21 protein-coding genes are annotated in these 23,913 nt (G+C 71.6%); 12 read left to right on the top strand and 9 right to left on the bottom strand.

From position 1 onward, the window contains the following. Positions 1-194: 194 nt before the first annotated feature. Both AQJ27_RS06275 and AQJ27_RS06270 read left to right on the top strand, forming a co-directional pair. Positions 195-1,430, top strand: coding sequence for a cytochrome P450 (locus tag AQJ27_RS06275; RefSeq protein ID WP_067363049.1), 1,236 nt, complete (start codon positions 195-197; stop codon positions 1,428-1,430). 213 nt (positions 1,431-1,643) lie between these two features. Then, positions 1,644-3,272, top strand: a complete 1,629-nt coding sequence (locus AQJ27_RS06270) for a hypothetical protein (protein ID WP_096239734.1) — start codon at positions 1,644-1,646, stop codon at positions 3,270-3,272. Here AQJ27_RS06270 and AQJ27_RS06265 read toward each other — a convergent pair. Beyond that, positions 3,226-5,277: a bifunctional glycosyltransferase 87/phosphatase PAP2 family protein gene (locus tag AQJ27_RS06265; RefSeq protein WP_067363046.1), complete on the bottom strand. Its 2,052-nt coding sequence runs from the start codon at positions 5,275-5,277 to the stop codon at positions 3,226-3,228. The genes AQJ27_RS06270 and AQJ27_RS06265 overlap by 47 nt on opposite strands. Positions 5,278-5,661: 384 nt before the next feature. Here AQJ27_RS06265 and proP point away from each other — a divergent pair, with 384 nt between their 5' ends. Further along, positions 5,662-7,041, top strand: a complete 1,380-nt coding sequence (proP, locus tag AQJ27_RS06260; RefSeq protein WP_067363043.1) for a glycine betaine/L-proline transporter ProP — start codon at positions 5,662-5,664, stop codon at positions 7,039-7,041. Positions 7,042-7,096: 55 nt separating this feature from the next. Further along, on the top strand, positions 7,097-7,768 hold the full coding sequence (locus AQJ27_RS06255) for an O-methyltransferase (RefSeq protein ID WP_067363040.1): 672 nt from the start codon (positions 7,097-7,099) through the stop codon (positions 7,766-7,768). Positions 7,769-7,838: 70 nt separating this feature from the next. Here AQJ27_RS06255 and AQJ27_RS06250 read toward each other — a convergent pair whose 3' ends face one another. Next, positions 7,839-8,234, bottom strand: coding sequence for an FHA domain-containing protein (locus tag AQJ27_RS06250; protein WP_054230963.1), 396 nt, complete (start codon positions 8,232-8,234; stop codon positions 7,839-7,841). A 137-nt stretch (positions 8,235-8,371) separates the two neighbouring features. Between AQJ27_RS06250 and AQJ27_RS06245 the strand changes: the two genes are divergently transcribed. After that, a complete protein-coding gene (locus AQJ27_RS06245) occupies positions 8,372-8,776 on the top strand; it encodes a DnaJ family domain-containing protein (protein ID WP_067363037.1) in 405 nt (134 codons plus the stop codon). 121 nt (positions 8,777-8,897) lie between these two features. Here the strand turns inward: AQJ27_RS06245 and AQJ27_RS60770 are convergent, their stop codons facing one another. Continuing rightward, on the bottom strand, positions 8,898-9,737 hold the full coding sequence (locus AQJ27_RS60770) for a hypothetical protein (protein WP_201264264.1): 840 nt from the start codon (positions 9,735-9,737) through the stop codon (positions 8,898-8,900). A gap of 4 nt (positions 9,738-9,741) precedes the next feature. Beyond that, entirely contained in the window at positions 9,742-10,410 is a 669-nt protein-coding gene (locus AQJ27_RS06235) for a hypothetical protein (protein WP_067363034.1), read from the bottom strand. 133 nt (positions 10,411-10,543) lie between these two features. Here AQJ27_RS06235 and AQJ27_RS06230 point away from each other — a divergent pair, with 133 nt between their 5' ends. Next, entirely contained in the window at positions 10,544-11,056 is a 513-nt protein-coding gene (locus AQJ27_RS06230; protein WP_067363031.1) for a GNAT family N-acetyltransferase, read from the top strand. 33 nt (positions 11,057-11,089) lie between these two features. On the opposite strand, the gene AQJ27_RS06225 is transcribed toward AQJ27_RS06230, so the two are convergent. Continuing rightward, positions 11,090-13,222: an MDR family MFS transporter gene (locus AQJ27_RS06225; protein WP_268814573.1), complete on the bottom strand. Its 2,133-nt coding sequence runs from the start codon at positions 13,220-13,222 to the stop codon at positions 11,090-11,092. A 189-nt stretch (positions 13,223-13,411) separates the two neighbouring features. Here AQJ27_RS06225 and AQJ27_RS06220 point away from each other — a divergent pair, with 189 nt between their 5' ends. After that, positions 13,412-14,371 (top strand): peptidoglycan-binding domain-containing protein, encoded by a 960-nt coding sequence (locus AQJ27_RS06220; protein WP_067363028.1) that lies wholly within the window; start codon positions 13,412-13,414, stop codon positions 14,369-14,371. Positions 14,372-14,969: 598 nt separating this feature from the next. Here AQJ27_RS06220 and AQJ27_RS06215 read toward each other — a convergent pair. Together AQJ27_RS06215 and AQJ27_RS06210 are read right to left on the bottom strand one after the other, a co-directional pair. Continuing rightward, positions 14,970-15,629 carry an HAD family hydrolase gene (locus AQJ27_RS06215; protein ID WP_067364651.1) on the bottom strand — a complete coding sequence of 220 codons (660 nt, stop codon included), beginning with the start codon at positions 15,627-15,629 and terminating at the stop codon, positions 14,970-14,972. Positions 15,630-15,915: 286 nt separating this feature from the next. Further along, on the bottom strand, positions 15,916-16,497 hold the full coding sequence (locus tag AQJ27_RS06210; RefSeq protein ID WP_067363025.1) for a TMEM165/GDT1 family protein: 582 nt from the start codon (positions 16,495-16,497) through the stop codon (positions 15,916-15,918). Positions 16,498-16,967: 470 nt separating this feature from the next. Between AQJ27_RS06210 and AQJ27_RS06205 the strand changes: the two genes are divergently transcribed. From AQJ27_RS06205 to AQJ27_RS06190, 4 genes are all read left to right on the top strand, one after another. Next, the gene (locus AQJ27_RS06205) at positions 16,968-17,612 is read left to right on the top strand and encodes an HNH endonuclease family protein (protein ID WP_067363022.1); all 645 of its coding nucleotides are present in this window, start codon (positions 16,968-16,970) and stop codon (positions 17,610-17,612) included. 130 nt (positions 17,613-17,742) lie between these two features. Next, entirely contained in the window at positions 17,743-19,410 is a 1,668-nt protein-coding gene (locus AQJ27_RS06200; RefSeq protein ID WP_067364648.1) for an alkaline phosphatase D family protein, read from the top strand. A gap of 215 nt (positions 19,411-19,625) precedes the next feature. Continuing rightward, complete coding sequence (locus AQJ27_RS06195) at positions 19,626-21,590, top strand: FAD/NAD(P)-binding protein (protein ID WP_067363019.1); 1,965 nt, start codon at positions 19,626-19,628, stop codon at positions 21,588-21,590. 85 nt (positions 21,591-21,675) lie between these two features. Then, a complete protein-coding gene (locus AQJ27_RS06190; RefSeq protein ID WP_067363016.1) occupies positions 21,676-22,131 on the top strand; it encodes a DoxX family protein in 456 nt (151 codons plus the stop codon). Between the two features lie 101 nt (positions 22,132-22,232). Here AQJ27_RS06190 and AQJ27_RS06185 read toward each other — a convergent pair whose 3' ends face one another. Beyond that, positions 22,233-22,769, bottom strand: coding sequence for a superoxide dismutase (locus tag AQJ27_RS06185; RefSeq protein WP_067363013.1), 537 nt, complete (start codon positions 22,767-22,769; stop codon positions 22,233-22,235). A gap of 201 nt (positions 22,770-22,970) precedes the next feature. Between AQJ27_RS06185 and AQJ27_RS06180 the strand changes: the two genes are divergently transcribed. Next, positions 22,971-23,606 carry a DedA family protein gene (locus AQJ27_RS06180; RefSeq protein ID WP_067363010.1) on the top strand — a complete coding sequence of 212 codons (636 nt, stop codon included), beginning with the start codon at positions 22,971-22,973 and terminating at the stop codon, positions 23,604-23,606. 44 nt (positions 23,607-23,650) lie between these two features. Here AQJ27_RS06180 and AQJ27_RS06175 read toward each other — a convergent pair whose 3' ends face one another. Next, entirely contained in the window at positions 23,651-23,887 is a 237-nt protein-coding gene (locus tag AQJ27_RS06175; RefSeq protein WP_067363007.1) for a DUF2277 domain-containing protein, read from the bottom strand. Between the last annotated feature and the right edge of the window lie 26 nt (positions 23,888-23,913).

The following is a 23,913-nucleotide window of genomic DNA, read 5'->3' as shown; positions in this document are numbered from 1 at the left end:
CGTACCAGTTCTGTGTGCAGTCTGCGGATCGGAGCCCCCGCGCCGCAAGGGTCGTGCAGCGCTCGAAGTCGTGATCTGCACGAACTCCCCACGGAATTCGGGGCGCCGTACCTCTTGCGACTTGTAGAACCCGTTACTACCTTCACGGCAATTCCGGATTCCTGATGGACCGTCAGAATGGTGGGTGGTAGCCGATGCCCTGTCCCGCGCTGCCCGACGGGTTCGACTTCACCGACCCCGATCTGCTGCACCACCGCGTGCCCCTGCCGGAGTTCGCCGAACTGCGCCGGGCCGAACCCGTCCGCTGGATCCCCCAGCCGGCCGGTCTGGCTGGCTTCCAGGACGAGGGCTACTGGGCGGTGACCCGGCACGCGGACGTCAAGTACGTCTCCACGCACCCGGAGATCTACTCCTCCTCCCTCAACACCGCGATCATCCGCTTCCACGAGCACATGCAGCGCGACGCGATCGACGCCCAGCGGCTGATCCTGCTCAACATGGACCCGCCCGAGCACACCCGTGTCCGCCAGATCGTGCAACGCGGTTTCACGCCAAGGGCCATCCGGGCGCTGGAGGAACGGCTCCGTTCCCGCGCCCTCGCGATCGTCGAGGGCGCCCGCGCCCACTCGGGACCCTTCGACTTCGTCACCGAGGTCGCCTGCGAACTGCCCCTCCAGGCGATAGCCGAGCTGATCGGCGTCCCCCAGGACGACCGCATCAAGATCTTCGAGTGGTCCAACAAGATGATCGCGTACGACGACCCGGAGTACGCCATCACCGAGGAGGTCGGTGCCGAGTCGGCCGCCGAGCTGATCTCGTACGCCATGAACATGGCCGCCGACCGCAAGCAGTGCCCGGCCAAGGACATCGTCAGCACCCTGGTGGCGGCCGAGGACGAGGGCAACCTCCGTTCCGACGAGTTCGGCTTCTTCGTGCTGATGCTGTCGGTCGCCGGCAACGAGACCACCCGTAACGCCATCACCCACGGCATGCACGCCTTCCTCACCCACCCCGAGCAGTGGGAGCTGTACAAGAGCACCCGCCCGGCGACCACGGCCGAGGAGATCGTGCGGTGGGCGACCCCGGTCGTCTCCTTCCAGCGCACCGCCACCCAGGACACCGAACTCGGCGGCAAGCAGATCAAGAAGGGCGATCGCGTCGGCATCTTCTACGCCTCCGCCAACCACGACCCCGAGGTCTTCGAGAACCCGGACACCTTCGACATCACCCGCGATCCCAACCCCCACCTCGGCTTCGGCGGCGGAGGCCCCCACTACTGCCTCGGCAAGTCCCTGGCCGTCCTCGAGATCGACCTCATCTTCAACGCGATCGCCGACGCGATGCCGAACCTGACCCTGGTCGGCGACCCGCGCCGACTGCGCTCCGCCTGGATCAACGGCGTCAAGGAACTCCAGGTCGACGCCGGCTGACCGCACCGCACGCTCGGGCCGACGGACTCCCGGTGTCCGTCGGCCCGTCCCGCGGGAGGCAGGGGCATCCCTCCTACGCCCCGCCCCTGCCTCCCCCGAGACGAATATCCGAACCTCCGATGAACGTCTCCGTTGCGTTTCACGTCTTCACCGGTGGCTCAGCCATCCCCCCACTCCGAAGACAACCGACGCTTCGAACGGAACCGGTGCACTGTGGTCTCTGCCGAGCTGACTCCCGTCCGGCCCGACCATCCGGCCGTCCGCCGAAGACGCCCGCCTCACGCGTTCTGGCTCCGCCACCGTCTCCCCCTCCTCGTCACCCTCCCCGTGCTGCCGCTGTACGCGGTGTGGTGGGGCTTCCTCGCCACCGGTGGTGGTGATCTCGCGGCCCAGGTGGCGTGGGCGGAGTTCGTGGCGCGGCACGGCGGATCGGCGTACAACCTCTTCTGGTACGGCGGGATGCACACCGCCAACTACAGCCTGATCTCGCCGTATCTGATGGCCGGGCTGGGTGTGCGCCCGGTGACGGTGGTCTCCGGACTCGCCGCCACCTGGCTGGCCGCCGTGCTGATCGCCCGCACGGGGATACCGCGGCCGGTGGGCCCCGCGCTGCTGGCCTCGCTCGCACTGTGGTGCAACGTCGCCTCGGGGCGCACCACCTTCGCGCTGGGCGTCGCCCTCGGTCTCGCCGCCTGTCTGCTGCTGACGGGCGAGCGGCGGACGCTGCCGGCGACGGCGTACGCGGCACTGGCGACCATGGCGAGCCCGGTGGCCGGACTGTTCCTGGTGGTGGTGGGCGCAGGACATCTCGCCGTACGGGACCGGGTGCGGGCCGGGGCGCTGCTGGTGCCGCCGGTGGTCGTCGTCGGGGCGACCACGCTGCTGTTCCCCTTCACCGGACAGCAGTTGATGTCCTTGGACCGGATCTGGCCGCCCGTGCTGTTCGGGCTGACCGTCGCCACGCTGGCCCCGCGCGGCTGGCGGGTGGCCCGGTGGTGCGGGGTCGTGTACGCGGTCGGGACCGTGCTGACGTATCTGATCGCCTCCCCGGTGGGGACGAACGTGGAGCGGCTCGCGGAGCTGTTCGCGCCCGCCGCGCTCCTTGCCGCGCTGCTCACCGCGCCCAGGGGGCTGCACCTGGTGCGGCGCGGCGCGCTGGTGGTGGCGCTCGTGCTCTCCGTCGCCTGGATCGGGCAGAAGACCGTGGCCGACCTGTTGGTGTCCACGACCGTGCCCGCCTGGGCCGCCGACACGCACGGCGTCGTACGGACGCTGGAGCGGCTCGGCGCCGGCCGCGGCCGTGTCGAGGTGGTCCCGGCCCGCAACCACCGCGAGGCCTCCACGCTCGCCCCGCATGTGAACCTGGCGCGCGGCTGGAACCGTCAGCTGGACATGGAGCGGGGGCGGCTCTTCTACGACGGCACGTTCTCGGAGGCGACCTATCGGGCCTGGCTGGACCGCTGGGCGGTGGGATTCGTCGTGCTGCCGGCGGGGAAGCCGGACGGGTTCGCCAAGGCGGAGGCGCAGTTGGTGAGGAGCCGGCCCGCGTGGCTGGAGCCGGTGTGGAGCGACGCCAACTGGCAGGTGCTGCGGGTGCGCGACGCCGTGCCGCTGGTGTCGGCGCCCGGCTCCGTGCTGCGCACGACGAGCGCCGAGGTGGACGTACGGGTGCCGGTGCCCGGCCCGGTGACCGTGCGGATCGCGTACTCGCCGTGGCTGCGCGCGCCGGGCGGCTGCCTGACACGGGACGGCGAGTTCACGCGGCTGACGGTGACCGAGCCGGGTGAGTACCGGATCAGCTCGGGGTACGGCTCGTCGCCGGGACCGGATCCTTCATGCTGACCTCCACGGGCTTCATCAGCGGCCTCGGCCGCGGCCCCTGGAGGAGGTGGGTCAGGCCGAAGCCCGCGCCGACGACGGCCGCGCCGCCCACCGCGTCCAGCACCCAGTGGTTGCCGGTCGCCACGATCGCGGAGACCGTGAACAGCGGGTGCAGCAGGCCGAGCGCCTTCATCCACCACTTGGGCGCCAGGACCGCGATGACGACTCCGCACCACAGGGACCAGCCGAAGTGCAGCGAGGGCATCGCCGCGTACTGGTTGGTCAGCGCGGTCAGCGTGCCGTAGTCCGGCTTGGAGAAGTCCTGCACGCCGTGCACGGTGTCGATGACGCCGAGGCCCGGCATCAGGCGCGGCGGGGCGAGCGGGAAGAGCCAGAAGCCGAGGAGCGCCATCAGGGTGGCGAAGCCCAGCGCCGAGCGCGCCCAGCGGTAGTCGCCGGGACGGCGGACGTAGAGCACGGCGAGGACGGTGAGCGGGACGACGAAGTGGAACGACTCGTAATAGAAGTCGAAGAAGTCCCGCAGCCACTCGACCTTGAACACGGCGTGGTTGACCCAGTGCTCGATGTCGATGTGCAGGAACCGCTCGATGGAGAGGATCTGGTCGCCGTGGTGTTCGGCGGTGGTCCGGCCGCCCGCGTTGGTGCCGCCCGTCGCGGCGAGCCTGACCTGCTGGTAGGCGGAGTAGCCGACGCGGATCAGGAGCAGTTCGAGCAGCAGGTTCGGGCGGGTGAACACGCGGCCCAGGAAGGGGAGCAGCGGCACCCGCTTCCAGCGGGTGGGGACGGACCGGACGTAGTCGGTGGGGATCGGCGCCCGGTAGTACTCCGAGGTGCGGGAGAGGAACGGAACGACCGTGGCGGCGGCGAGCGCGGCGAGCAGCACCACGTTGTCGCGCAGCGGGAAGAGCGCCGCCATGTTCGGCAGCATCATCTTCGCGGGCAGCGTCATGACAAGGATGACGGCGACGGGCCACATGGGGCGGTCCGAGGTCTTCTTGCCGACCCTGCCGACCAGCGCGAGCAGCACCCACAGCAGCTGGTGCTGCCAGGACGTGGGCGAGACGACGACGGCGACACAGCCGGTGATCGCCACGGCCAGCAGCAGCTGCCCGTCCCGTGCGTAGCGAATGGCGCGGCGCAGGCCGATGACGGCGACCGCGGCGCCCAGCAGCAGGAACAGGGTGATCTCCAGCGGGCCGTTGAGGCCGAGCCGCAGCAGCGCGCCGTGCAGCGACTGGTTGGAGAGGTCGTCGGCGTCCCCGCCGAGGCCGACGCCCGCCAGGTGGTGCACCCAGTAGGTGGTGGAGTCGTGCGGCATCACGGCCCAGGCGAGCGCGCCGAGGCCGGTGAAGGTGATCGCGGTGGACTCGACGGCGCGGCGGCGCCCGGTGAACCAGAGCAGCGGCGCGAAGACCAGCATGGTGGGCTGCAGGGCGGCGGCTACACCGATCAGCAGGCCGACGGCGCGCTCGCCCCGGACGGCGAAGCAGCCCAGCAGGACGAGCAGCACCGGGATGATGCTGGTCTGGCCGAGGTAGAGGGCGTTGCGCACCGGCAGCGACAGCATCAGCAGGCTGATCGCGACGGGTGCGGCGAGCAGGGCGGTGCGCCGGCTCACCGGCTGGGGCAGAGCGCGTGCGACGACCAGGCCGAGCACGACGACCAGCGAGAGACTGCCGAAGGTCCAGCCCCAGCCGAGCGCCTGTTCGGCGGCGCGGGTGAGGGGTTTGAGGACGAATCCTCCGAAGGGGGTGCCGGTGAACTGCGTCGAGTCGTACAGCGATCCCTTCACATGCAGGACGCCGTCGGGTCCGACCCAGGTCTCCAGGTCCGTCAGCCGTTCCCCTTTCGGGGTGCTCAGCACGACGGTGACCTGCCGTATCGCGAGGACCGCGGCGATCACCCACAGCCCGATCCGGATCGCGCGCAGTCTCGCTCTCGCCGATTCCGCCGCCCCCGCCCCGAAGGCATTGCCCGCTGTCCCGCCGTGCTCAACGTTCGCCACGCCCCGCCGACCCTCCCACCCCGTCTGCCCTGTTCGTCCCGTTCGTCCCGCGTGTCCCGTGCGTCCGGACCCGGCCCGGACCCTACGAGGCTCGCACGCCCGGATTGAGAGACGCAGGCAACCCCCTCTTCACCTGACGGCCTCCCGCCTTTTGTCCGGATGACGTTAGTGCGCGCATGCTTCCGGCTCCCCCCTTCGCCCGCGACTTAGCTCACAAAGAGACCGCGGAAAAGCGGCGCGCGACCAGGCCTACACCCCTGCGTACGGCACATTTACTTGCACTATGCATCGAGTCGCCTACGGCACGTGATGCGGACGAGTGCCCCTATGGTCGCTTTTCGGCCCACTTCCGGGTGAGCCACGTCCCCGTCCCCTACGAAGGGCATGCCCTTGCCGTCCGCCACAGCAGTCACCCCCGCCGCACCCCGACCCCGGACCCCCGCGCCGCCCGAGGCGTACGTCACCGATCCGGCCCTGGTCAAGCGGGCCGTCAAGGCGGCGGCCCTCGGCAACGCGATGGAGTGGTTCGACTTCGGTGTCTACAGCTACATCGCGGTGACGCTGGGCAAGGTCTTCTTCCCCTCCGGCAACCCCACCGCGCAGCTGCTGTCCACCTTCGGCGCCTTCGCCGCGGCCTTCCTCGTCCGCCCGCTCGGCGGCATGGTCTTCGGCCCGCTCGGCGACCGCGTCGGCCGCCAGAAGGTCCTCGCCCTCACCATGATCATGATGGCGGCGGGCACCTTCGCGATCGGCCTGATCCCCTCGTACGCCACGATCGGCGTCGGCGCGCCCCTGCTGCTGCTCGCGGCCCGGCTCGTCCAGGGCTTCTCCACCGGCGGCGAGTACGCGGGCGCCTCCACCTTCATCGCCGAGTACGCGCCCGACAAGAAGCGCGGCTTCTTCGGGAGCTGGCTGGAATTCGGCACCCTCGCCGGATACATCGGCGGCGCCGGCCTGGTCACCCTCATGACCGCCTTCCTGTCCACCGAGGACCTGCTGTCCTGGGGCTGGCGCGTGCCGTTCCTGATCGCGGGCCCGATGGGGATCATCGGCCTATATCTGCGGATGCGCCTGGAGGAGACCCCGGCGTTCGCGGCGGAACTGGCCAAGGCCTCGAAGCAGGAGGCGGACCGCCCCAAGGTGCGGCTGCGCGAGATGGTCGCGGGCCAGTGGCGCGCGCTGCTGCTCTGCGTGGGCCTGGTGCTGGTCTTCAACGTCACCGACTACATGCTGCTGTCGTACATGCCGAGCTATCTGACGAGCGAGCTGAAGTACGACGAGACGCACGGCCTGCTGGTCGTCCTCGGCGTGATGGCGCTGATGATGATCGTCCAGCCCTTCGCGGGCGCGCTGACCGACCGGATCGGCCGCCGCCCGGTGATCGCCGCGGGCTGCGTCGGCTTCCTCGCCCTGTCCGTACCGGCGCTCCTGCTGATCCGCCAGGGCAGTCTGCTCGCGGTCGCGCTCGGCATGGGCGCGCTGGGCCTGCTGCTGGTCTGCTTCACCTCCGCGATGCCCGCCGCGCTCCCGGCGCTCTTCCCGACGAAGGTCCGCTACGGCTCGCTGTCCATCGGCTTCAACGTCTCCGTCTCGCTCTTCGGCGGTACGACCCCGCTGGTGACCACGGCGCTCATCGGGGCGACCGGGAACATGATGATGCCCGCCTACTACATGATGGCCGCGGCCGTCGTCGGTGGCGTGGCGGTGTGGTTCATGACCGAGTCCGCGGGTCGCCCGCTGCCGGGCTCCGCGCCCGCCGTGTAGGTTGGGCCGCGGGACTAGTTAGGACATCTAACTAGGCATACGAAAGGCATGGTTCATGAGCGAGTCGCAGCTCTGGAACGAAGTCGACGACTACTTCGCCACCCTCCTCTCCCCCGCCGACGAGGCACTGACGGCGGCCCTGCGCGACAGCGACGCCGCGGGGCTGCCGCAGATCGCCGTCGCACCGAACCAGGGCAAGCTGCTCCAGCTGCTCGCCGAGATCCAGGGCGCCCGCCGCATCCTGGAGATCGGCACCCTCGGCGGCTACAGCACCATCTGGCTGGGCCGCGCGCTCCCGGCCGACGGCCGGCTGATCACCTTCGAGTACGACGCCACGCACGCCGAGGTCGCCCGCCGCAACCTCGCCCGCGCGGGCCTCGACAAGATCTCCGAGGTGCGGGTCGGACCCGCGCTGGAGTCGCTGCCGAAGCTGGCCGAGGAGAACCCGGAGCCGTTCGACTTCGTGTTCATCGACGCCGACAAGGTGAACAACCCGCACTACGTCGAGTGGGCCCTCAAGCTCACCCGCCCCGGCAGCCTGATCGTCGTCGACAACGTCGTGCGCAGCGGGCGGGTCACCGAGGTGGGCAGCACCGAACCGAGCGTGCGGGGCACCCGGGCCGCCCTCGAACTGATCGCCGCCCACCCGAAGTTGAGCGGTACGGCGATCCAGACGGTGGGCAGCAAGGGGTACGACGGGTTCGCGCTGGCGCGCGTGCTGGCCTGACGCCCGCTTTCCCCTCCGGGGCGCTCAGGCTCGCGCTCCGGGGGGACTCAGGCTCGCGCCCTGGGGGGACTCAGGTCTCGTGGTAGAAACCCACGTTCACGCTGTGCGGTCCTGTGCGGTCGAGGATGACGATCTCCCCCGAGCCGCCCGCGGGAAGCTTCGCCGTCCCGCCGTACGGGACGGCCTGCGTCGGCAGTCCGGCCAGCGTCAGCCGTACCTCGGCGGAGGGCTCCGGGCGTGACCCGTGCAGCCAGGTGACCTGCCAGGTACCGTCCGGGCCGCACAGGAACTCCAGGTGGACCCGGGACACGAACAGCCAGTCGTCGGGGGTCGCGAGCCGGCACACGGCCCGGTCCCGGCCCACCCGCAGCACGGCTCCGGGGTCGCTCGGCGCGTCGGCCATCAGCATTCCGGCCGTCGCACCAGCGTCCGCCCCGGTGACCGAGGCCATGGTGAGTTCGAGCACGTGCGCTCCTTCGAGTTCCAGCGTTCATCCGGTCCGCGGCGCTTCAACCCCCCTGGTACCGAGTGTGGTTGACGCGCCGCCGCCGCATGATAAATCGCCCGATCGTCCGATCGTGTGTCGTACGGCACAATGGACGCATGACCGAACGGAAGCCACCCGGGGTCAGCTTCGAGACCTGGGTCGACCGACAGATCCGTGAGGCGGAGGCCCGCGGCGAGTTCGCGGACCTGCCCGGTGCGGGCAAGCCCATGCCCGGCGTGACCGACACGCCGTACGACGAACTGTGGTGGATCAAGCGGAAGATGGCCCGCGAGGGGCTGTCGGTGCTGCCGCCGACGCTGGCCCTGCGCAAGGAGGCCGAGGACGCGCTCGCGGCGGCCTCGGTGGCGCCCTCGGAGCGCGTCGTGCGCCGGATCGTCGAGGACATCAACGTCAAGATCCGCGAGGTCATGTTCAAGCCGCCGCCGGGACCTCCCCTCGGCCTCAAGCCGTACGACGTGGACGAGATCGTCCGGGAGTGGCGCGAGCGCCGGACCGGATGACCCCGTCGACGGGTGGGGCCGCGCCCCGGAACATGGTCCGGGGCGCGGCCTCACGGTGGTACTCGACTCGGTGGTACTCGTCGGTTCGGCCTCCTGACCGGTGCGGGAGTTGCTCGGTCCCCTACAGGTGCAGGAGCCGCTCGGTCACCTCGCGGTAGTCGCGCAGGGCGAGCCGCAGCTTCTCGGTGTCGGCCGTGTCGCTCTCACCGGCCGCCTGCCAGGTCGTCCGCAGGTTGCGGCGGCGCCGGGTCATGGCGTCCGTGAACTCGGTGGTCAGCTCCTCCAGGACGTGGTCCGCCTCCTCGACGGACGCCCGCGGGCCGTCCACGAACCCACCGACGGCGTGCTGCATCCGCAACGAGTACTTGTCGCACTCGTCGTGCGACAGCAACGCCCCGTCGCCGTCCCCCTGCGGACCGGTACCGCGCTGCCCCGCGGGGGTGGGACCGCTCTGCCCGGCAGCCGATTCCTGCCGCCCGGCACGGGCCGATTCCTGCCGCCCGGCACGAGTGGCTTCACCTTGCGTGCCGCGGGCGAACTCCGCTTCCTCGGCGCGCAGGGATTGCGACTGGCCGGCGCGGGTGGGGTCACCGCCCTGCCCGGCGCGGGCGGAATCCGGCGGCGCGGCGCGCATGCCTTCCTGCTGCCCGGCCCGCATGTCGGCGCCCTGTCCGGCGCGGGTGTCGCGGTCGTCGGCGGGCATGCTCCGCATGCCGCCGGCCGTCGAGCGGGACGGGTTCGCGGTCTCGCGGGACCCCATACCGCCGGGGGCCTCGCCACCGCCGGGGGCCTCGCCGGGGTCGCGGACGGCCGGGTCGGCAGGGGTGCCGGATCCGGCCGACGGAGCGACCTGGGCGTCCTGGGCGTGCCGGTGGACGAGGGGGTCGACGTCGCCGCGATCCGTCATCGCCTCACGGCGCGGAGTGTTCTCATTGCCGTTGTCCGAAGTCATCTTCTTCACTTCCTCAACTCCCCTTCGCGTGACGCCTGGTCAGTACCGACGGAACATGGGCTCGGTGGGAACGCTCGTCCCGGACGGATGCCGCGGCAGGGGCGGTGTCGGCGGTGTCCTGGCGGGCGTCCTCGCGAACCGGGGCCAGCAGCTCCTCGTAGAGGGCGCGGGCCTCCACCATGGACGCGCGGAGTTCCTCCGTGCTGCCGTCGGCGCCCCCGGCGGGGGCGTACGTGGCCTGGTGGACGCGCCGGTAGCCGTGCAGATGGTGTCCGTGGTGCACGGAGAGCGCGTCGAGCTGCTCCTCGTAGCGCTCGCCGTCGGGGAAGCCGCGTGCACCGGCCAGCTCGGCGACCAGACGGTCCGCCTCGGCCACCGCCTCCTGGGGCGAGTCGACGAAGCGTTCCTGAACGGCTCCCCAGCGGGCCGCGTACTCGTCGCGGGCCGCGGGCTCCAGCGGCCGTTCACGCAGCGAGCCGTGTCGCTTCACCCGCTCGGCGAGGTCACGCTCGGCGGCCTTGGCGTCGCCGTCGTGCTGGGCGACGGCCCGGTCGTACTCGGGCCCGAAGCGCCGCCGCAGTGTGCTCCCGCCCTGCGGCCTGCGGGCCAAAAGGATCAGCACGGCCGCGACGAGGGCGACCGCCACGATCACGATCAAAGCGATGATGAGGCCTGTGGACATGGGTGCCTTCCGGGGTTCTCGACCCGACGGGCCGGTTCGAGGACCGGGTTGCCCGGAACCCCGTACTCAAACGGACCCCCCGCCGGCGCCCCGCCGAAATCCGCTTGCGGCAGGGGGGCCACGCCTCCCGACAATGACGACCATGACCTGGATCATCGCCCCCGAGCCCTTCGACTCGTCCGTCGCCGCCGCACTGTGGCGCGCCTACTACACGGAGGTCAGCGACCGCTGGTACCTGCTGCACGAGGGGCACCGGACCGACCCCGAGGAACTGGAGCGGGAGATCGCGGCGACCCCGGGTGCCGAGTTCCGGGCGCCCGGCGGGGTGCTGCTGGTCGCGCGGTACGGCGGCGACCCCGGCGGCATGGCCGGGGTGCGGATGCTCGACGCCACCACGGGTGAGCTGAAGCGCGTGTTCGTGCGCGAGCACCTGCGCGGCAGAGGCGGCGCGGCGGTGCTGCTCACGGCGGCCGAGGAGGCGGCGCGCGGCCTCGGCGCCGAGCGGCTGATCCTCGACACCCGGGGCGACCTGGTGGAGGCACGCGCCCTGTACGCGCGGCACGGCTACGAGGAGACCGAGCCGCACAACGACGAGACCTACGCCGACCACTGGTTCACGAAGAAGCTGGAGAAGCCGACGCCCTGAAGTCCGACGGAGGAGTCACGCCGGTGTCCGGACTCACGCCGGCGTCCCGCGCGGATGCGTACGCGACACCGTCCCGTCGTGCGGCCGCTCCCCGTCGGACCCGCACAGCTCGCCGTTCAGCTCCTTCACCAGCTTGGTCAGATCGGTCGGGCGGTCCGGGCCCCACCAGTCGCCGAGCAGCTCCGCCAGGGACTCCTCACGGGCCTTGGCCAGCTTCCCGGCGACCTCGCGGCCTTCGTCCGTCAGGACGAGGTCGAGCCCTCCGCGGGCGGCGAAGCGGCGCTCCTCCAACTGCCGGGCCGCGGCCAGTACGACGGGCAGCGGTACGGTGCTGCGCTCGGCCAGCAGCGCGGGCTCCGCCCAGCCGTACTTCTTGATCCGCAGCAGCAGCCAGCTCGCGGCGGGCAGCAGGTCGTACCCGGCCCGCTCGGTGATCTTCTCGTAGATCTCCCGCTGCCCCTCCCTGGTGCCGAGCACGGACAGCGCGCGGCACACCTCGTCGTACGACGACCGCTCCACCGGATTGGTGGCGAGCGTCTCGGTGATGTCGGGCGCCGTGACGGAACCCCGCAGCTTGTCCTCGCGCAGGAACCAGGCCAGGACGAAGCCGAGCACGGCGACCGGGGCGGCGTACAGGAAGACGTCGGTGATCGACGAGGCGTACGCGTGCAGGACGGGCTGGCGGAGCGCGGACGGCAGGTCGGCGATGCCCTTCGGGTCGGCCTTGAGACTGTTCGGCGAGATGCCGGCGGGCAGTTGCCTTCCGCTCAGCACGGCCACCAGGTTGTCGCCGAGGCGGCTCGCGAAGACGGTGCCGAAGATGGCCACGCCGAACGAGGCGCCGATGGAGCGGAAGAAGGTGGCGCCTGAGGTGGCGACGCCCAGATCCTCGTACGAGACCGCGTTCTGCACGATCAGGACCAGGACCTGCATGACCAGGCCGAGGCCCAGGCCGAAGACGAGGAAGTACACGCTCATCTCGCCGGTGCCGCTGTGCTCGTCGAGCTTGTGGAGCAGGAGCAGACCGATCGCCGTGACACCCGTGCCCGCGACGGGGAAGACCTTCCAGCGTCCGGTACGGCTGACGATCTGCCCGGAGACGGTCGAGGACAGCAGCAGCCCGAACACCATGGGCAGCATGTACACGCCGGACAGGGTGGGGCTCACTCCCCGGACGACCTGGAGGAAGGTCGGCAGATAGGTCATCGCGCCGAACATCGCGAAACCGACGATGAAGCTGATGACGGCGGAGAGGGAGAAGGTGTGGATGCGGAAGAGCCTCAGGGGCAGGACGGGTTCGGCCGCCCGCTGCTCCACCGCCACGAAGGCCACGGCGAGCAGGACACCGAGCACCGCGAGACCGATGATCTGCGGCGAGCTCCACCCCCAGGTGGTTCCGCCGAGCGAGGCCACGAGCACGAGACAGGTGGCGACCGCGGCGATGAGGAACGTGCCGAGGTAGTCGATGACGTGCTTGGCGGACTTCCTCGGGATGTGCAGGACCGCCGCGATCACGATGAGCGCGACCACGCCGACCGGCAGGTTGATGTAGAAGACCCAGCGCCAGCTGAGGTGCTGGGTGAACAGCCCGCCGAGCAGCGGCCCGAGCACGCTCGTCGCACCGAAGACAGCCCCGAACAGCCCCTGGTACTTACCCCGTTCGCGCGGCGAGACGATGTCGCCGACGATCGCCATGGACAGCACGATGAGCCCACCGCCACCGAGGCCCTGAAGGGCCCGGAAGCCGATCAACTCGCCCATGTTCTGGGCCATTCCGCACAATGCGGACCCGACGAGGAAGATCACGATCGCGGCCTGGAACAGCTTCTTCCGGCCATACTGGTCGCCGAGTTTGCCCCACAGCGGAGTGGCCGCCGTCGACGCGAGCAGATACGCGGTGACCACCCACGACAGGTGTTCGAGCCCGCCCAGGTCGCTGACGATGGTGGGCAGCGCGGTCGACACGATCGTCTGGTCGAGGGCCGCCAGCAGCATGCCGAGCAGCAGCGCGCCGATCGAGACGACGACGCTGCCGTGCACCGGCGCCTCCTTGGCGTCGACGGCGGCCGCCGAGCGTCTCCGCACGGCCGACTCGTTCACGCCGTACGGGGGGTCGTGCGGTGGCGCGTCCGGGCCGTGCACATCACCGGGTGTCTCGCCCGTCATGCGGACCTCCCATGAGCCCCTGGGGTCTCGGTCACCCTCCATGGTGGTCGGTATGGCGGGTTATGGCCTGTTGAAGCTTGTAACAGGTGCGGAAGGAGGGATTCCGGGGGCTCCTGGGAGAAGGTGTGGTGGATGTGACTAACCTCGGGGGTTCCGAGGGGGCGAGTCTCAGGGGGAGGGACCCAACGCGTGACTGAACCGAACGGGCATGTCTGCCCCGAGTGCGCCGCGCCCCGGACGCCGGACGGCACCCCGTCCTGCGCCTGCACCCGGCGCGCGTCCGACGCCCTGCGCGACGCGCGCACGGCGGAGGCGGCAGCGGCGGAGGACTTCGATCCCCTGCGCATCCGCCCGTACGTGGACCTGACGGCGAACGAGTCGGCCCCCGCCACCATGCGCCTGCGTACGGTGCCGCCGGAGGCCCTCACCGCCGTACAACACGTCGACTCCGCGAACTCCGCGAACCAGCCCCCGTACCCACCGCCGGCCTCCTTTCCGGAGGAACCTCCTCGGCGCCGACGGCGTACGGCCCTGCTGGCCGTGACCGGGGCCGCGGTGGCGGTCGTGGCGGCGGCGGGGTTCGCGAGCGGGCTGTTCTCGTACGACGCCCCCGCGCGGGACAGGGCGCTGCCGGACGACGTACGGGCGAGCGTCCCGGACCCTTCACCGACGCCGACGTCGGCGCCGCCGTCCCCGTCGTCGCGATCGGGCTCGGGGTCGGCCCCCGAGGGCGCCACGTCCCCCACAACCACCGCAACGACGACGACGCCCTCCCCATCGTCCAGCGCCAGTCCGTCCCCCTCGGCGTCGGCGACAGCGACGGCGACGCGATCACAGTCGCCCACGCCCTCGCCGTCGTCCACACCCACGCCCACCGCGGCTGCCTCGTTGGCGCCGGGCCAGGGCTCCACGGGCGATCAGCCCGCCCAGACCCTGCGCCGCGGCGACCGGGGCCCCGAGGTCACCGAACTCCAACTGCGCCTGCGCCAGTTGTCCCTCTACACCGGAAAGTCCGACGGCACGTACTCCCGCCAGGTCGAGGACGCGGTACGCCGCTACCAGTGGGCCCGTGGCATCACGGGCGACAAGTCCGGGGTCTACGGGGCGGCAACACGAGCAAGCCTCGAGGGCGAAACGCAGACGCCGTAGGGGTTTAGGCGGGCTCTTCGACTGCGGCCCGGCGGGGGCTGATCGCGCAGTTCCCCGCGCCCCTAAAACGGGGCTGCGCCCCGGATCCTCACCCCACCCGAAGTTCTTCGGCTGCGGGTGGGTGGGGGCTGATCGCGCCGTTCCCCGCGCCCCTGAGGCCGGGGCTGCGCCCCGGATCCCCCACCCACCCGGATGTGCTCGGCCGCGGGCCGGTGGGGGTTGCTCGCGCAGTTCCCCGCGCCCTAAAACGGGGCTGCGCCCCGCATCGGCCGCCCGCCCGAATTCGTTTGGCCGCGGGCCCGGTGGGGGCTGGGCGCGCAGTTCCCCGCGTCCCTTGAGGGCGCTGGCGCGCATCTTTCATGCCTGTCCGGCGTCTGAAGACGAGGCCGTCAGGCCGATGGGGGGTCTGGGGCGCAGCCCCGGCCCCCCAGGGGCGCGGGGAACTGCGCGATCGGCCCCCACCGGCCCGCAGCCGACGAACCCACCCGGGGGTCTGGGGGCGGAGCCCCCAGGTTGAGGATGATGGGGGTCCCCCCTGCTCGAGCGAAGCCGAGAGCTTGGGGGAGGGTAGGGGCGGCGGGGGCGAGGAAAACGGGTGTCAGGCGATGTGCAGGCGTATCGTCCCGCCCCCGCCGACCTCCACCCGCACCTGCGTCAGATCACGCACGACGACATCCGGCCGGTGAAAGCCGGCCCGGGGCCCCACCCCGACCACCCGCATCCCGGCCCCCCGCCCAGCAGAAATCCCGGCCCCCGAGTCCTCGAAGACCACACAGTCCTCAGGCGCCACACCCAACTCGGCAGCACCCTTCAGAAAACCCTCGGGATCAGGCTTGCTCGCACCGACGGACTCCGCGGTGACCCGCACATCCGGCAGCCCCAGCCCGGCGGCAGCCATCCGCGCCGTGGACAGCCCCACATCCGCGGAGGTGACCAGGGCATGCGGCACCCCGCCCAGCGAGGCAAGAAACTCCGCGGCACCCGCAATCGCGACGACCCCGTCCATGTCCGCGGTCTCCTCGGCGAGCATGCGCGCGTTGTCGGCGTAGTTCTGCTCCATGGGCCGGTTCGGCAGCAGCACCGCCATCGACGCGTACCCCTGCCGCCCGTGGACGACCTTCATGACCTCGTCCCCGTCCAGCCCGTGCCGCTCGGCCCAGCGGCGCCAGCAGCGCTCGACCACGGCGTCCGAGTTGACGAGGGTGCCATCCATGTCGAGCAGGAGGGCGCGGGCGGTCAGAACGGTGGTGGCCGTCATCGGCAGGCTCCAGAGCATGGGGGAAGGGGCCGGGGTGTCCATTGGACCAACTGGATCAACTGGATCAACACCGGGTCCCCAGGAGACAAGGCGGCCCCGCCCGCCGGTCAGGGAGTGCGGACGGGAGCCACTTTGTTTCTCTACGATACAAAACGAGAGGGACCGGCGCCACCACCTCCGGCCAGGACGAGCGCCAAGCCCTTCGACGACACCCCGACGGACGAGCGCCGACCCCCTCGACGACACCCCGACGAGACGGCACCCCGACAAGCGGGGCACCGTCGGCTCAGGCCGCCACCGCCTCGTACAGACTCCAGACGCCCAGCGCCAGCATCAGCATGGCCGCGACCTTGGTGATGAGCTCCAGCGGAACCCGCTTCATCAGGGCCTTGCCGCCGACGATCCCGAGTCCGGCCACCGCCCAGAGCGCGAGCACCGCACCGAGGCCGACCGAGAGCGGGTCGTCGTACCGGGCCGCGAGGTTCGCCGTCATGATCTGCGTGAGGTCACCGAACTCGGCGACCAGGATGAGCATGAAGCCCGCCCCCGAGACCTTCCAGAAGCTCTGGTTCGCGGGATCGCGGACCTCCTCCTCGTCCTCGCCCTTCTTCAGGAGCAGTACGGCGGCACCGGCGAGGAACAGCACACCCGTGATCGCGTGCACGATCTGCTGCGGCAGCAGGGTCAGCACACTGCCCGCGGCGACGGCGAGCGCGACGTGCACGGCGAAGGCGGCGGCGACGCCCGCGAAGACGTACGAGGCGCGATAGCGGGTGCCGAGGACGAGCCCGGCGAGCGCGGTCTTGTCCGGCAGCTCGGCGAGGAAGACGACGCCGAAGACGAGCGCCATCACGGTGATGCTGATCAAAATCCCTCAATCGGTCGGGGCTGCCCCACCGAGAGTGCTGTGACTGCTACGCGACACCTCGGCACGGCAGCACACATCGGCGCCCGCGCGAGGACGTACGCGCGGACAGTGCACTGCTCTGCCGAAGGTCTCGCTGGCCGACCGTGACGGTCTGCCTCCGGGCGCCGGCTCAGACGAGCTGAGCAGTATGTCGACGGTCCGGCGAAGAGCTACTCCCCTTCTGCGCCACCCATCGTACGGGATGACGAAACGGGCCGGACAGGGCCGAAGGTCCCGAGCCCCTCGGACCGGCCACACCGCCGCACCCTCGGAGCCCGCCTTCCCCGATCCACAGAAACCGATTGCCCCGAACCCCTTGGCATGTCATGCCCACGTCACTAGCTTCTTACCTGCCTCACACCTTCCGGAAATGCGGCACCGCGAGCATGGGCCCGCTCGCCCCAACGTCCCCCCACCTCAAGGGAGTTCGCATGCCAAAGGTCTACGCGCGTCGACGGCTGAGCATACTCGCAGCCTTCACCGGCCTGATAGCCATGGTCGGGCTTTTCAACGGCCCGACCGCCTCCGCCGCGCTCCCCACGCCGGTCAGCGCCGCCACCGCGCGCACCTACCTCGCCTCGCTCACCGTGGCGACGGAGAGCCGCACCGGCTACGACCGTGATCTCTTCCCCACCTGGATCACCATCAGCGGCACCTGCAACACCCGTGAGTACGTCCTCAAGCGCGACGGTTCGAACGTCGTCACCAACTCCGCCTGCACCGCCACCAGCGGCAGCTGGTACTCGGTCTACGACGGCGCCACCTGGACCGCCGCCTCCGACCTGGACATCGACCACCTCGTCCCGCTAGCCGAGGCCTGGGACTCCGGCGCCAGCGCCTGGACCACCGCCCAGCGCCAGGCCTTCGCCAACGACGTGACCCGTCCGCAGCTCATCGCCGTCACGGACAACGTGAACCAGCAGAAGAGCGACCAGGACCCGGCCGAGTGGATGCCCCCGCTCAGCTCCTACGCCTGCACCTACGTCCGCGCCTGGGTCCAGGTGAAGTACTACTACAACCTCAAGGTCGACTCGGCGGAGAAGAGCAAGCTCAGCTCGGTCCTCAGCGGCTGCTGATCCCCACACCTTTCCCCCCACGGATCCCCACCGGTCCCCTCCCCCCACGGAAACCGGCGCAGTTCCCGGAACCTCCCCGCTCATCTCCGTCGTTCCGTACCGTACGGGGCGACGGAGAGGGGTGATCACCTTGGCGGAGCTGCGCCTGGGACCACTGTTGAGGTACGTCGACGGCTCGTCCGCGACCTTCTGGGTCGAGGCGAGCCGTCCGTGCACCGTCGAGGTGCGCTGCGCCGACGGCGCCCGCGGCTCGGCCCGCACCTTCCAAGTCGCCGGTCACCACTACGCGTTGGTGCCGGTGAGCGGTCTCACCCCGGGCACGGACACCACCTACGAGGTGCTTCTGGACGGCGCCGGTGTCTGGCCACTGCCCGGCTCCCCCTTCCCGCCCTCCGTCGTCCGCACCCGGGCCGAGGAGGACGCCGTCCGAGTCACCTTCGGCTCCTGCCGCTGGGCCGCGCCGCCCGCGGACGAGAAGGACCCGGTCGGACCCGACGCGCTGGACACGCTGGCGGCCCGTATCGCGGGCGAGCCCGAGAGCGAACGGCCGGACGTCCTGCTCCTGTTGGGCGACCAGGTGTACGCCGACGAGACCTCGAAGGCCACCCAGCGCTGGCTCGGCGCCCGCCGCAACCTCGCGGACCCCCCGGGCGACCAGGTCGCGGACTACGAGGAGTACACCCGCCTCTACTACGAATCCTGGCTCGACCCGGAAGTCCGCTGGCTGCTGTCGACCGTGCCCAGCTGCATGATCTTCGACGACCACGACGTCATCGACGACTGGAACACCAGCGCCTCCTGGCTCGCGGACATGCGGGCCACGGTGTGGTGGCGCGAGCGGCTGCTGAGCGGCCTGATGTCGTACTGGGTCCACCAGCACCTCGGCAACCTCTCACCGCGCGAACTCGCCGAGGACGCCCTGTACGCCGCAGTCCGCGAGACCCCCGACGGCACCGACGTGCTGAGCGCCTTCGCCGCCCAGTCCGACGCCGACCCGGCCTCCGCCCGCTGGAGCTACCGCCGCGACTTCGGCCGCGTACGGCTGCTGATGGTGGACACCCGGGCGGCCCGCGTGCTGGCCGAGGACCAGCGGGCGATGCTGGACGCGGGCGAGGAGCGGTGGCTGCGCGAGCAGGCGCTCGACGCGCCGGGCTCCTGCGACCACCTCCTGATCGGCACCTCACTGCCCTGGCTGCTCCCCCACCTCATACACGACGCCGAAACATGGGACGCCGCCCTGTGCCGCGGTGAACGGGGCGCGCGCTGGGCCCGGTTCGGGGAGAAACTGCGCCAACGGGCTGACCTCGAGCACTGGGCCGCCTTCCCCGCGTCCTTCGCCGCGCTCGCGGAGCTGATCGCCGAGGCCGGTTCCGGGCCGGACGCCCCGGCGACGGTGTCCGTGCTGTCGGGAGACGTCCACCACGCCTACATCGCCGAGCCCCAGTGGCCTTCCGGGACCCCAGGGGCGCCCGACTCCCCCCGCTCCCCCGACGCCCGCGTCCTCCAGCTGACCTGCTCCCCCGTCCACAACTCCATCCCCCTGTCCATACGGCTCGGCTTCCGCTTCGGGTGGAGCGCGGTCGGCCGGGCGATCGGGCGCCGGTTCACCCGGCACGGCAAGTGCGACCGGCCGCCCGTCGACTGGCGCAGGACGGGCGGCCCCTGGTTCGGCAACCAGCTCATGACCCTGACCCTGCACGGACGTTCGGCCCGGCTTCGACTGGAGCAGGCCCGCGCGGGGAAGGGCGCGGGCGCCGCCCGGCTGCGGACGGTCATGGAGTCCGAGATCGCTTCGTGAACATCCCCTGTCGTTCACAACACGCTTGTGAAGCAAGCGTGATAGCCGTGCGAGAGGTACGTGAGGGCCGCGTGAGGCACCCGTGACGCATCCCACAGCGGGCGGCGATCCTCCCGCCCGGGGCTCGGTTCGGGTTCGCGCCGACGGCATGATGAGGCGGACCGTCCGCTTCCAGGGGGCCTTCCCGTGGAGCTCCCAGCAGGCGGTTCGCCGTCATGCGCCCTCCATGCCCGGGAGTCACACCTTTGTCTGCAGTGAGCGCCGCGCCGTCCGGGACCACCCCTGCCGTCGATGTGTCCCTCGCCGTCGTCGGCGCGGGACCGCGGGGCACCAGCGTCCTTGAACGCCTGTGCGCCTCCGCGCCGGAGCTGCTCCCGCCCGGAGCACGGCTGACGGTCCACATGGTCGACCCGTCGCCGCCCGGTCCCGGCCGCGTCTGGCGCACCGCGCAGTCCCCGCATCTGCTGATGAACACCGTGGCCTCGCAGGTGACCCTCTTCACCGACGACAGCGTGGACTGCTCGGGCCCGGTGCGCCCCGGGCCGAGCCTGCACACCTGGGCGGGCGGCGAGCTGGGCCCGGACGACTACCCGACCCGCGCGCACTACGGCCGCTACCTGGAGTGGGTGTTCGCCGAGGTGGTGCGCGCGGCGCCGCCCGGGGTGCGCGTCGAGGTGCACCCGGCGCGCGCGGTTCGGCTCGACGACGACCCCGACGGCCGCCAGACCCTCACCCTCGACAACGGGCGCGCACTGCCGGAGCTGTCCGCGGTCGTCCTCGCCCAGGGCCATCTGTCGGCGGCCCCGGACCGTGTCCTGCGCGACCTCACGGCGTACGCCGAACGGCACGGCCTGCGCCACATCCCGCCCGCCAACCCGGCGGACGTCGACCTGTCCGCCGCCGCTCCCGCTCCCGGCGAACCGGTCCTGCTGCGCGGCCTCGGTCTCAACTTCTTCGACCACATGGCCCTGCTCACGACGGGCCGCGGCGGCCGCTTCACCCGCACCGCCGAGGGCCTGCGCTACTCCCCCTCCGGCCGCGAGCCCCGCCTGTACGCGGGCTCGCGCCGCGGTGTGCCCTACCAGGCCCGCGGCGACAACGCGAAGGGCCCCTACGGCCGCCACCTCCCCCTCGTCCTCACCGACGAGGTCATCGCCGGCTTCCGCAAGCGCGCCGACTCCGGTGAGGCGCCGGACTTCCTGGGCGAGATATGGCCGCTGATCGCGAAGGAGGTGGAGACGGTCTACTACGAGGGGGTGTGCGCCGGGCGGTGGGAGCGTCCGAGGCTGCTGGAGTTCAGGGACCGTTTCCTCGCCGCCCCGCACCGGAGCCCTCAAGAGGCCCTCGTTCTCGACGAGTTCGGTGTCCCGGAGGGCGAGCGCTGGTGCTGGGACCGCGTCTCGCGCCCGTACGCCGGCCGCGACTTCGCCACGCCCGGTGCCTGGCGCTCCTGGCTGCTGGCGCATCTGCGCGAGGACGCCGAGCAGGCCGCGCTCGGGAACGTCGACGGTCCCCTGAAGGCCGCCCTGGACGTACTGCGCGACCTGCGCAACGAGGTGCGGCGGATCGTGGACCACGGGGGCCTGCCGGGCGGCTCGCGGCGTGCGCACCTGGACCGCTGGTACACACCGCTCAACGCCTTCCTCTCCATCGGGCCGCCCCGCCGCCGCGTCGAGGAGATGGCCGCGCTGATCGAGGCGGGCGTCCTGGACGTCCTGGGCCCCCGGCTGGAGGTGCGGGCCGAGGACGGGGCGTGGGTCGCGCACTCCCCCGACGTGCCGGGTTCGACCGTGCGCGCGACGACGCTGATAGAGGCGCGACTGCCGGAACCGGACCTCAGGCGGACGGGCGACGAGCTGCTCACCCGGCTGCTGAGGACGGGCGGGTGCCGCCCGCACACGAGCGACGGTTACGAAACCGGAGGGCTGGACGTAACACCGCGCCCCTACCGTCTGATTGACCGTCAAGGTCGCGCGCACATACGGCGGTTCGCCTTCGGGGTACCTACGGAGGGCGTGCACTGGGTGACCGCGGCCGGGGCCCGGCCAGGTGTGGATTCGGTCACGCTTTCGGACGCCGACGCGGTGGCGCGGGCCGCGCTACGTGCGGCGACAGCGGAAACGGAAGCCCAAGCGGAACCCGGAGTATGGCTAAATGTTGAACTTGCAAGCATTGATTAGGTTCACCTAACCTTGGTGACTCACTCGGTTCCGCCCCCAGGATCCGGTCCCCCACGGACCGGACCAGACCGAAGGAGTCCCCCACATGACCGACCGCCTCAACAGAGCTCAGCCGTACGCCATCGGCCTGTTCCGCATCGTCATAGGCCTGCTCTTCGCCGTGCACGGCGCCGCCTCGCTCTTCGGTGTCCTCGGCGGCGCGGCCGGCACCCACGGCGGCTCCATCCCGTCCGGCACCTGGCCGGGCTGGTACGCGGCCGTGATCCAGCTCGTCGGCGGCGCCCTGGTGCTGCTGGGCCTCGGCACCCGCGGCGCGGCGTTCATCGCGTCGGGCTCGATGGCGTACGCGTACTTCGACGTGCACCAGTCGGCGGCCCTGTGGCCGATCCAGAACGGCGGCGAGCTCTCCGTGCTGTTCTGCTGGACCATGCTGCTGCTGGTCTTCACCGGCTCCGGCGCGCTCGGCCTCGACCGGCTCTTCGCCGGGCGCACGGCCGCGTCCCGTGCGGACGAGCGGGCCTCGGAGCCCGTCGCGGCCTGACCCGGCCGCCACCCGGCCGCCACCCGGGACGGCGCCCACCTCACCCGGAGGTGGGCCCCGTCCCGTACCGCCCCGGGGCCTGTCCGGCGACCCGCCCTCGCTCAGGCGGTCCCGGCGACCCAGCCGAACGGGACGGTGAAGCACGCCAGCCGCGCACCTCCCGCGCCCGGCCCGTCGTAGAGCACGACCGAACCGGCCCCGCCCGGCCTGAAGCCCCAGTCGTGCCGGGTCCTCGCGTCACCCGCCCCCTTCTCGTCGGCGGTGAAGTCCAGCCACACCTCGTTGTCGGGATCGGTGTGAGCCGGGTCCTCGCGGTGCTGGTAGACCCCGCCCGCCGCGGCCGGATCGGCGGCGCAGGACTTCTGGTGCACCCGCGCCCCGAACGCGTGGCCCGCCTTCACTCCGGTCACCCGCAGCCGTACGGTCGTGGCGCCCCGCTCGTCCATCAGCTGGCTCACCTCGATCCCGCCTGCCGCCGGCACGACCTGCATGTCGTACGTCAGCGCCGCCGACGGAACGAAGGCGCCGGGCGGCGCGAACCGCGCGTCCGTCGTCATCCAGTAGCCGTCCGCTCCCGCGCCGCCGCCCACCGCCAGTACGGCCGACGCCACGGCGCCGGCGATCATCCCTGCCACCATCGTTGTCCCACTCCTCCGACACTCGTCCCCGCCCTGACTTCGCCCCTCCCCTACTCGCTCCCGCCCTGAGGAGCACATGAACCCCCAGTGACCCTCCTGTCACACCCGCCGCGTACGCTGTATGGCTGTCACAGGCCGCCTGCCGCTCCCCCGCGACGTAGCGGCGAGGTCGTGCCAACGGGGGAGTACAGGGGAGTTTCGGTGTTGGAGAGTGTGGGGCCGCTGACGGGCAGCCCATGGATCTACGCGGCGGTGGCCGTCTCGGTCCTGCTGGACGTCTTCCTGCCGGTCCTGCCGAGCGGCGTCCTCGTCATCACGGCGGCCACGGCAGCGGCGGCGGGTTCCGCGGGGGCCGCCGTCGGGCAGGCGGTGCCCAACATCATGGCGCTCACCCTCTCCGCGGCCACCGCCTCGGTCCTCGGCGACCTGGTGGCCTACCGGCTGGCCTGGCGCGGCGGCGAACGCCTGGACCGGGCCATAGCCCGCTCGCGCCGGCTGTCCAGCGCGCAGGAACGTCTCGGCGCGGTCCTCGCGCGCGGCGGCGGCGCCCGGGGCGCGCTGGTCGTCCTCGCCCGCTTCGCGCCCGCCGGACGCTCGGTCGTCTCGCTCGGAGCGGGCGCCGCCCACCGCCGGGTCCGCGAGTTCCTGCCGTGGTCGATCGTGGCGGGCCTGGCCTGGGCCGCCTACAGCGTCGCCCTCGGCTACTTCGGCGGCCAGTGGCTGGGCGCGAGCTGGTTCGCGACCGGGGTGTCGTTCCTGGCGCTGTTCGGCGCGGGGGCGGGCGCGGCGTACCTGATGCGCCGTCCCACGCCCGAGGAGTCGGGCGCCGGCGCCTGACCCACGAAGCCGCGGACGCGTGGACGCGTGGGGCGCGTGGGGCGCTATCCGGCGGCGCGCTGGGGCTGAGCGGCCCCGCGTACCTCCAGACCGTCCAGCAGTTCGGTCGTGGCGGCGGCGATCGCCTCGACCGCGCGGTCGAACACCTCACGGTTGTGGGCGGCCGGGGCGCGGAATCCGGACACCTTGCGGACGTACTGGAGGGCGGCGGCCCGGATCTCCTCCTCGGTGGCCTCTTCGGGGAGCACGGGCGGGCGGAGTGTCTTGATGCTGCGGCACATGCGTCCAGTCTCGCGCGTACGCCGCG

The sequence above is a fragment of the Streptomyces olivochromogenes genome (assembly GCF_001514115.1).
Lineage (GTDB): Bacteria > Actinomycetota > Actinomycetes > Streptomycetales > Streptomycetaceae > Streptomyces > Streptomyces olivochromogenes.
The sequence above is the reverse complement of the archived record's forward strand: the minus strand, read 5'-3'. Positions and strand labels throughout refer to the sequence as shown.

Bases quoted from the DNA above. Each gene is read 5' to 3' on its own strand.
- AQJ27_RS06275 (WP_067363049.1), top strand. From the start codon at position 195: ATGCCCTGTCCCGCGCTGCCCGACGGGTTCGACTTCACCGACCCCGAT.
- proP (WP_067363043.1), top strand. From the start codon at position 5,662: ATGCCCTTGCCGTCCGCCACAGCAGTCACCCCCGCCGCACCCCGACCC.
- AQJ27_RS06255 (WP_067363040.1), top strand. From the start codon at position 7,097: ATGAGCGAGTCGCAGCTCTGGAACGAAGTCGACGACTACTTCGCCACC.
- AQJ27_RS06245 (WP_067363037.1), top strand. From the start codon at position 8,372: ATGACCGAACGGAAGCCACCCGGGGTCAGCTTCGAGACCTGGGTCGAC.
- AQJ27_RS06235 (WP_067363034.1), bottom strand. From the start codon at position 10,410: ATGTCCACAGGCCTCATCATCGCTTTGATCGTGATCGTGGCGGTCGCC.
- AQJ27_RS06230 (WP_067363031.1), top strand. From the start codon at position 10,544: ATGACGACCATGACCTGGATCATCGCCCCCGAGCCCTTCGACTCGTCC.
- AQJ27_RS06225 (WP_268814573.1), bottom strand. From the start codon at position 13,222: ATGACGGGCGAGACACCCGGTGATGTGCACGGCCCGGACGCGCCACCG.
- AQJ27_RS06215 (WP_067364651.1), bottom strand. From the start codon at position 15,629: ATGACGGCCACCACCGTTCTGACCGCCCGCGCCCTCCTGCTCGACATG.
- AQJ27_RS06205 (WP_067363022.1), top strand. From the start codon at position 16,968: ATGCCAAAGGTCTACGCGCGTCGACGGCTGAGCATACTCGCAGCCTTC.
- AQJ27_RS06195 (WP_067363019.1), top strand. From the start codon at position 19,626: ATGCGCCCTCCATGCCCGGGAGTCACACCTTTGTCTGCAGTGAGCGCC.
- AQJ27_RS06190 (WP_067363016.1), top strand. From the start codon at position 21,676: ATGACCGACCGCCTCAACAGAGCTCAGCCGTACGCCATCGGCCTGTTC.
- AQJ27_RS06185 (WP_067363013.1), bottom strand. From the start codon at position 22,769: ATGGTGGCAGGGATGATCGCCGGCGCCGTGGCGTCGGCCGTACTGGCG.
- AQJ27_RS06175 (WP_067363007.1), bottom strand. From the start codon at position 23,887: ATGTGCCGCAGCATCAAGACACTCCGCCCGCCCGTGCTCCCCGAAGAG.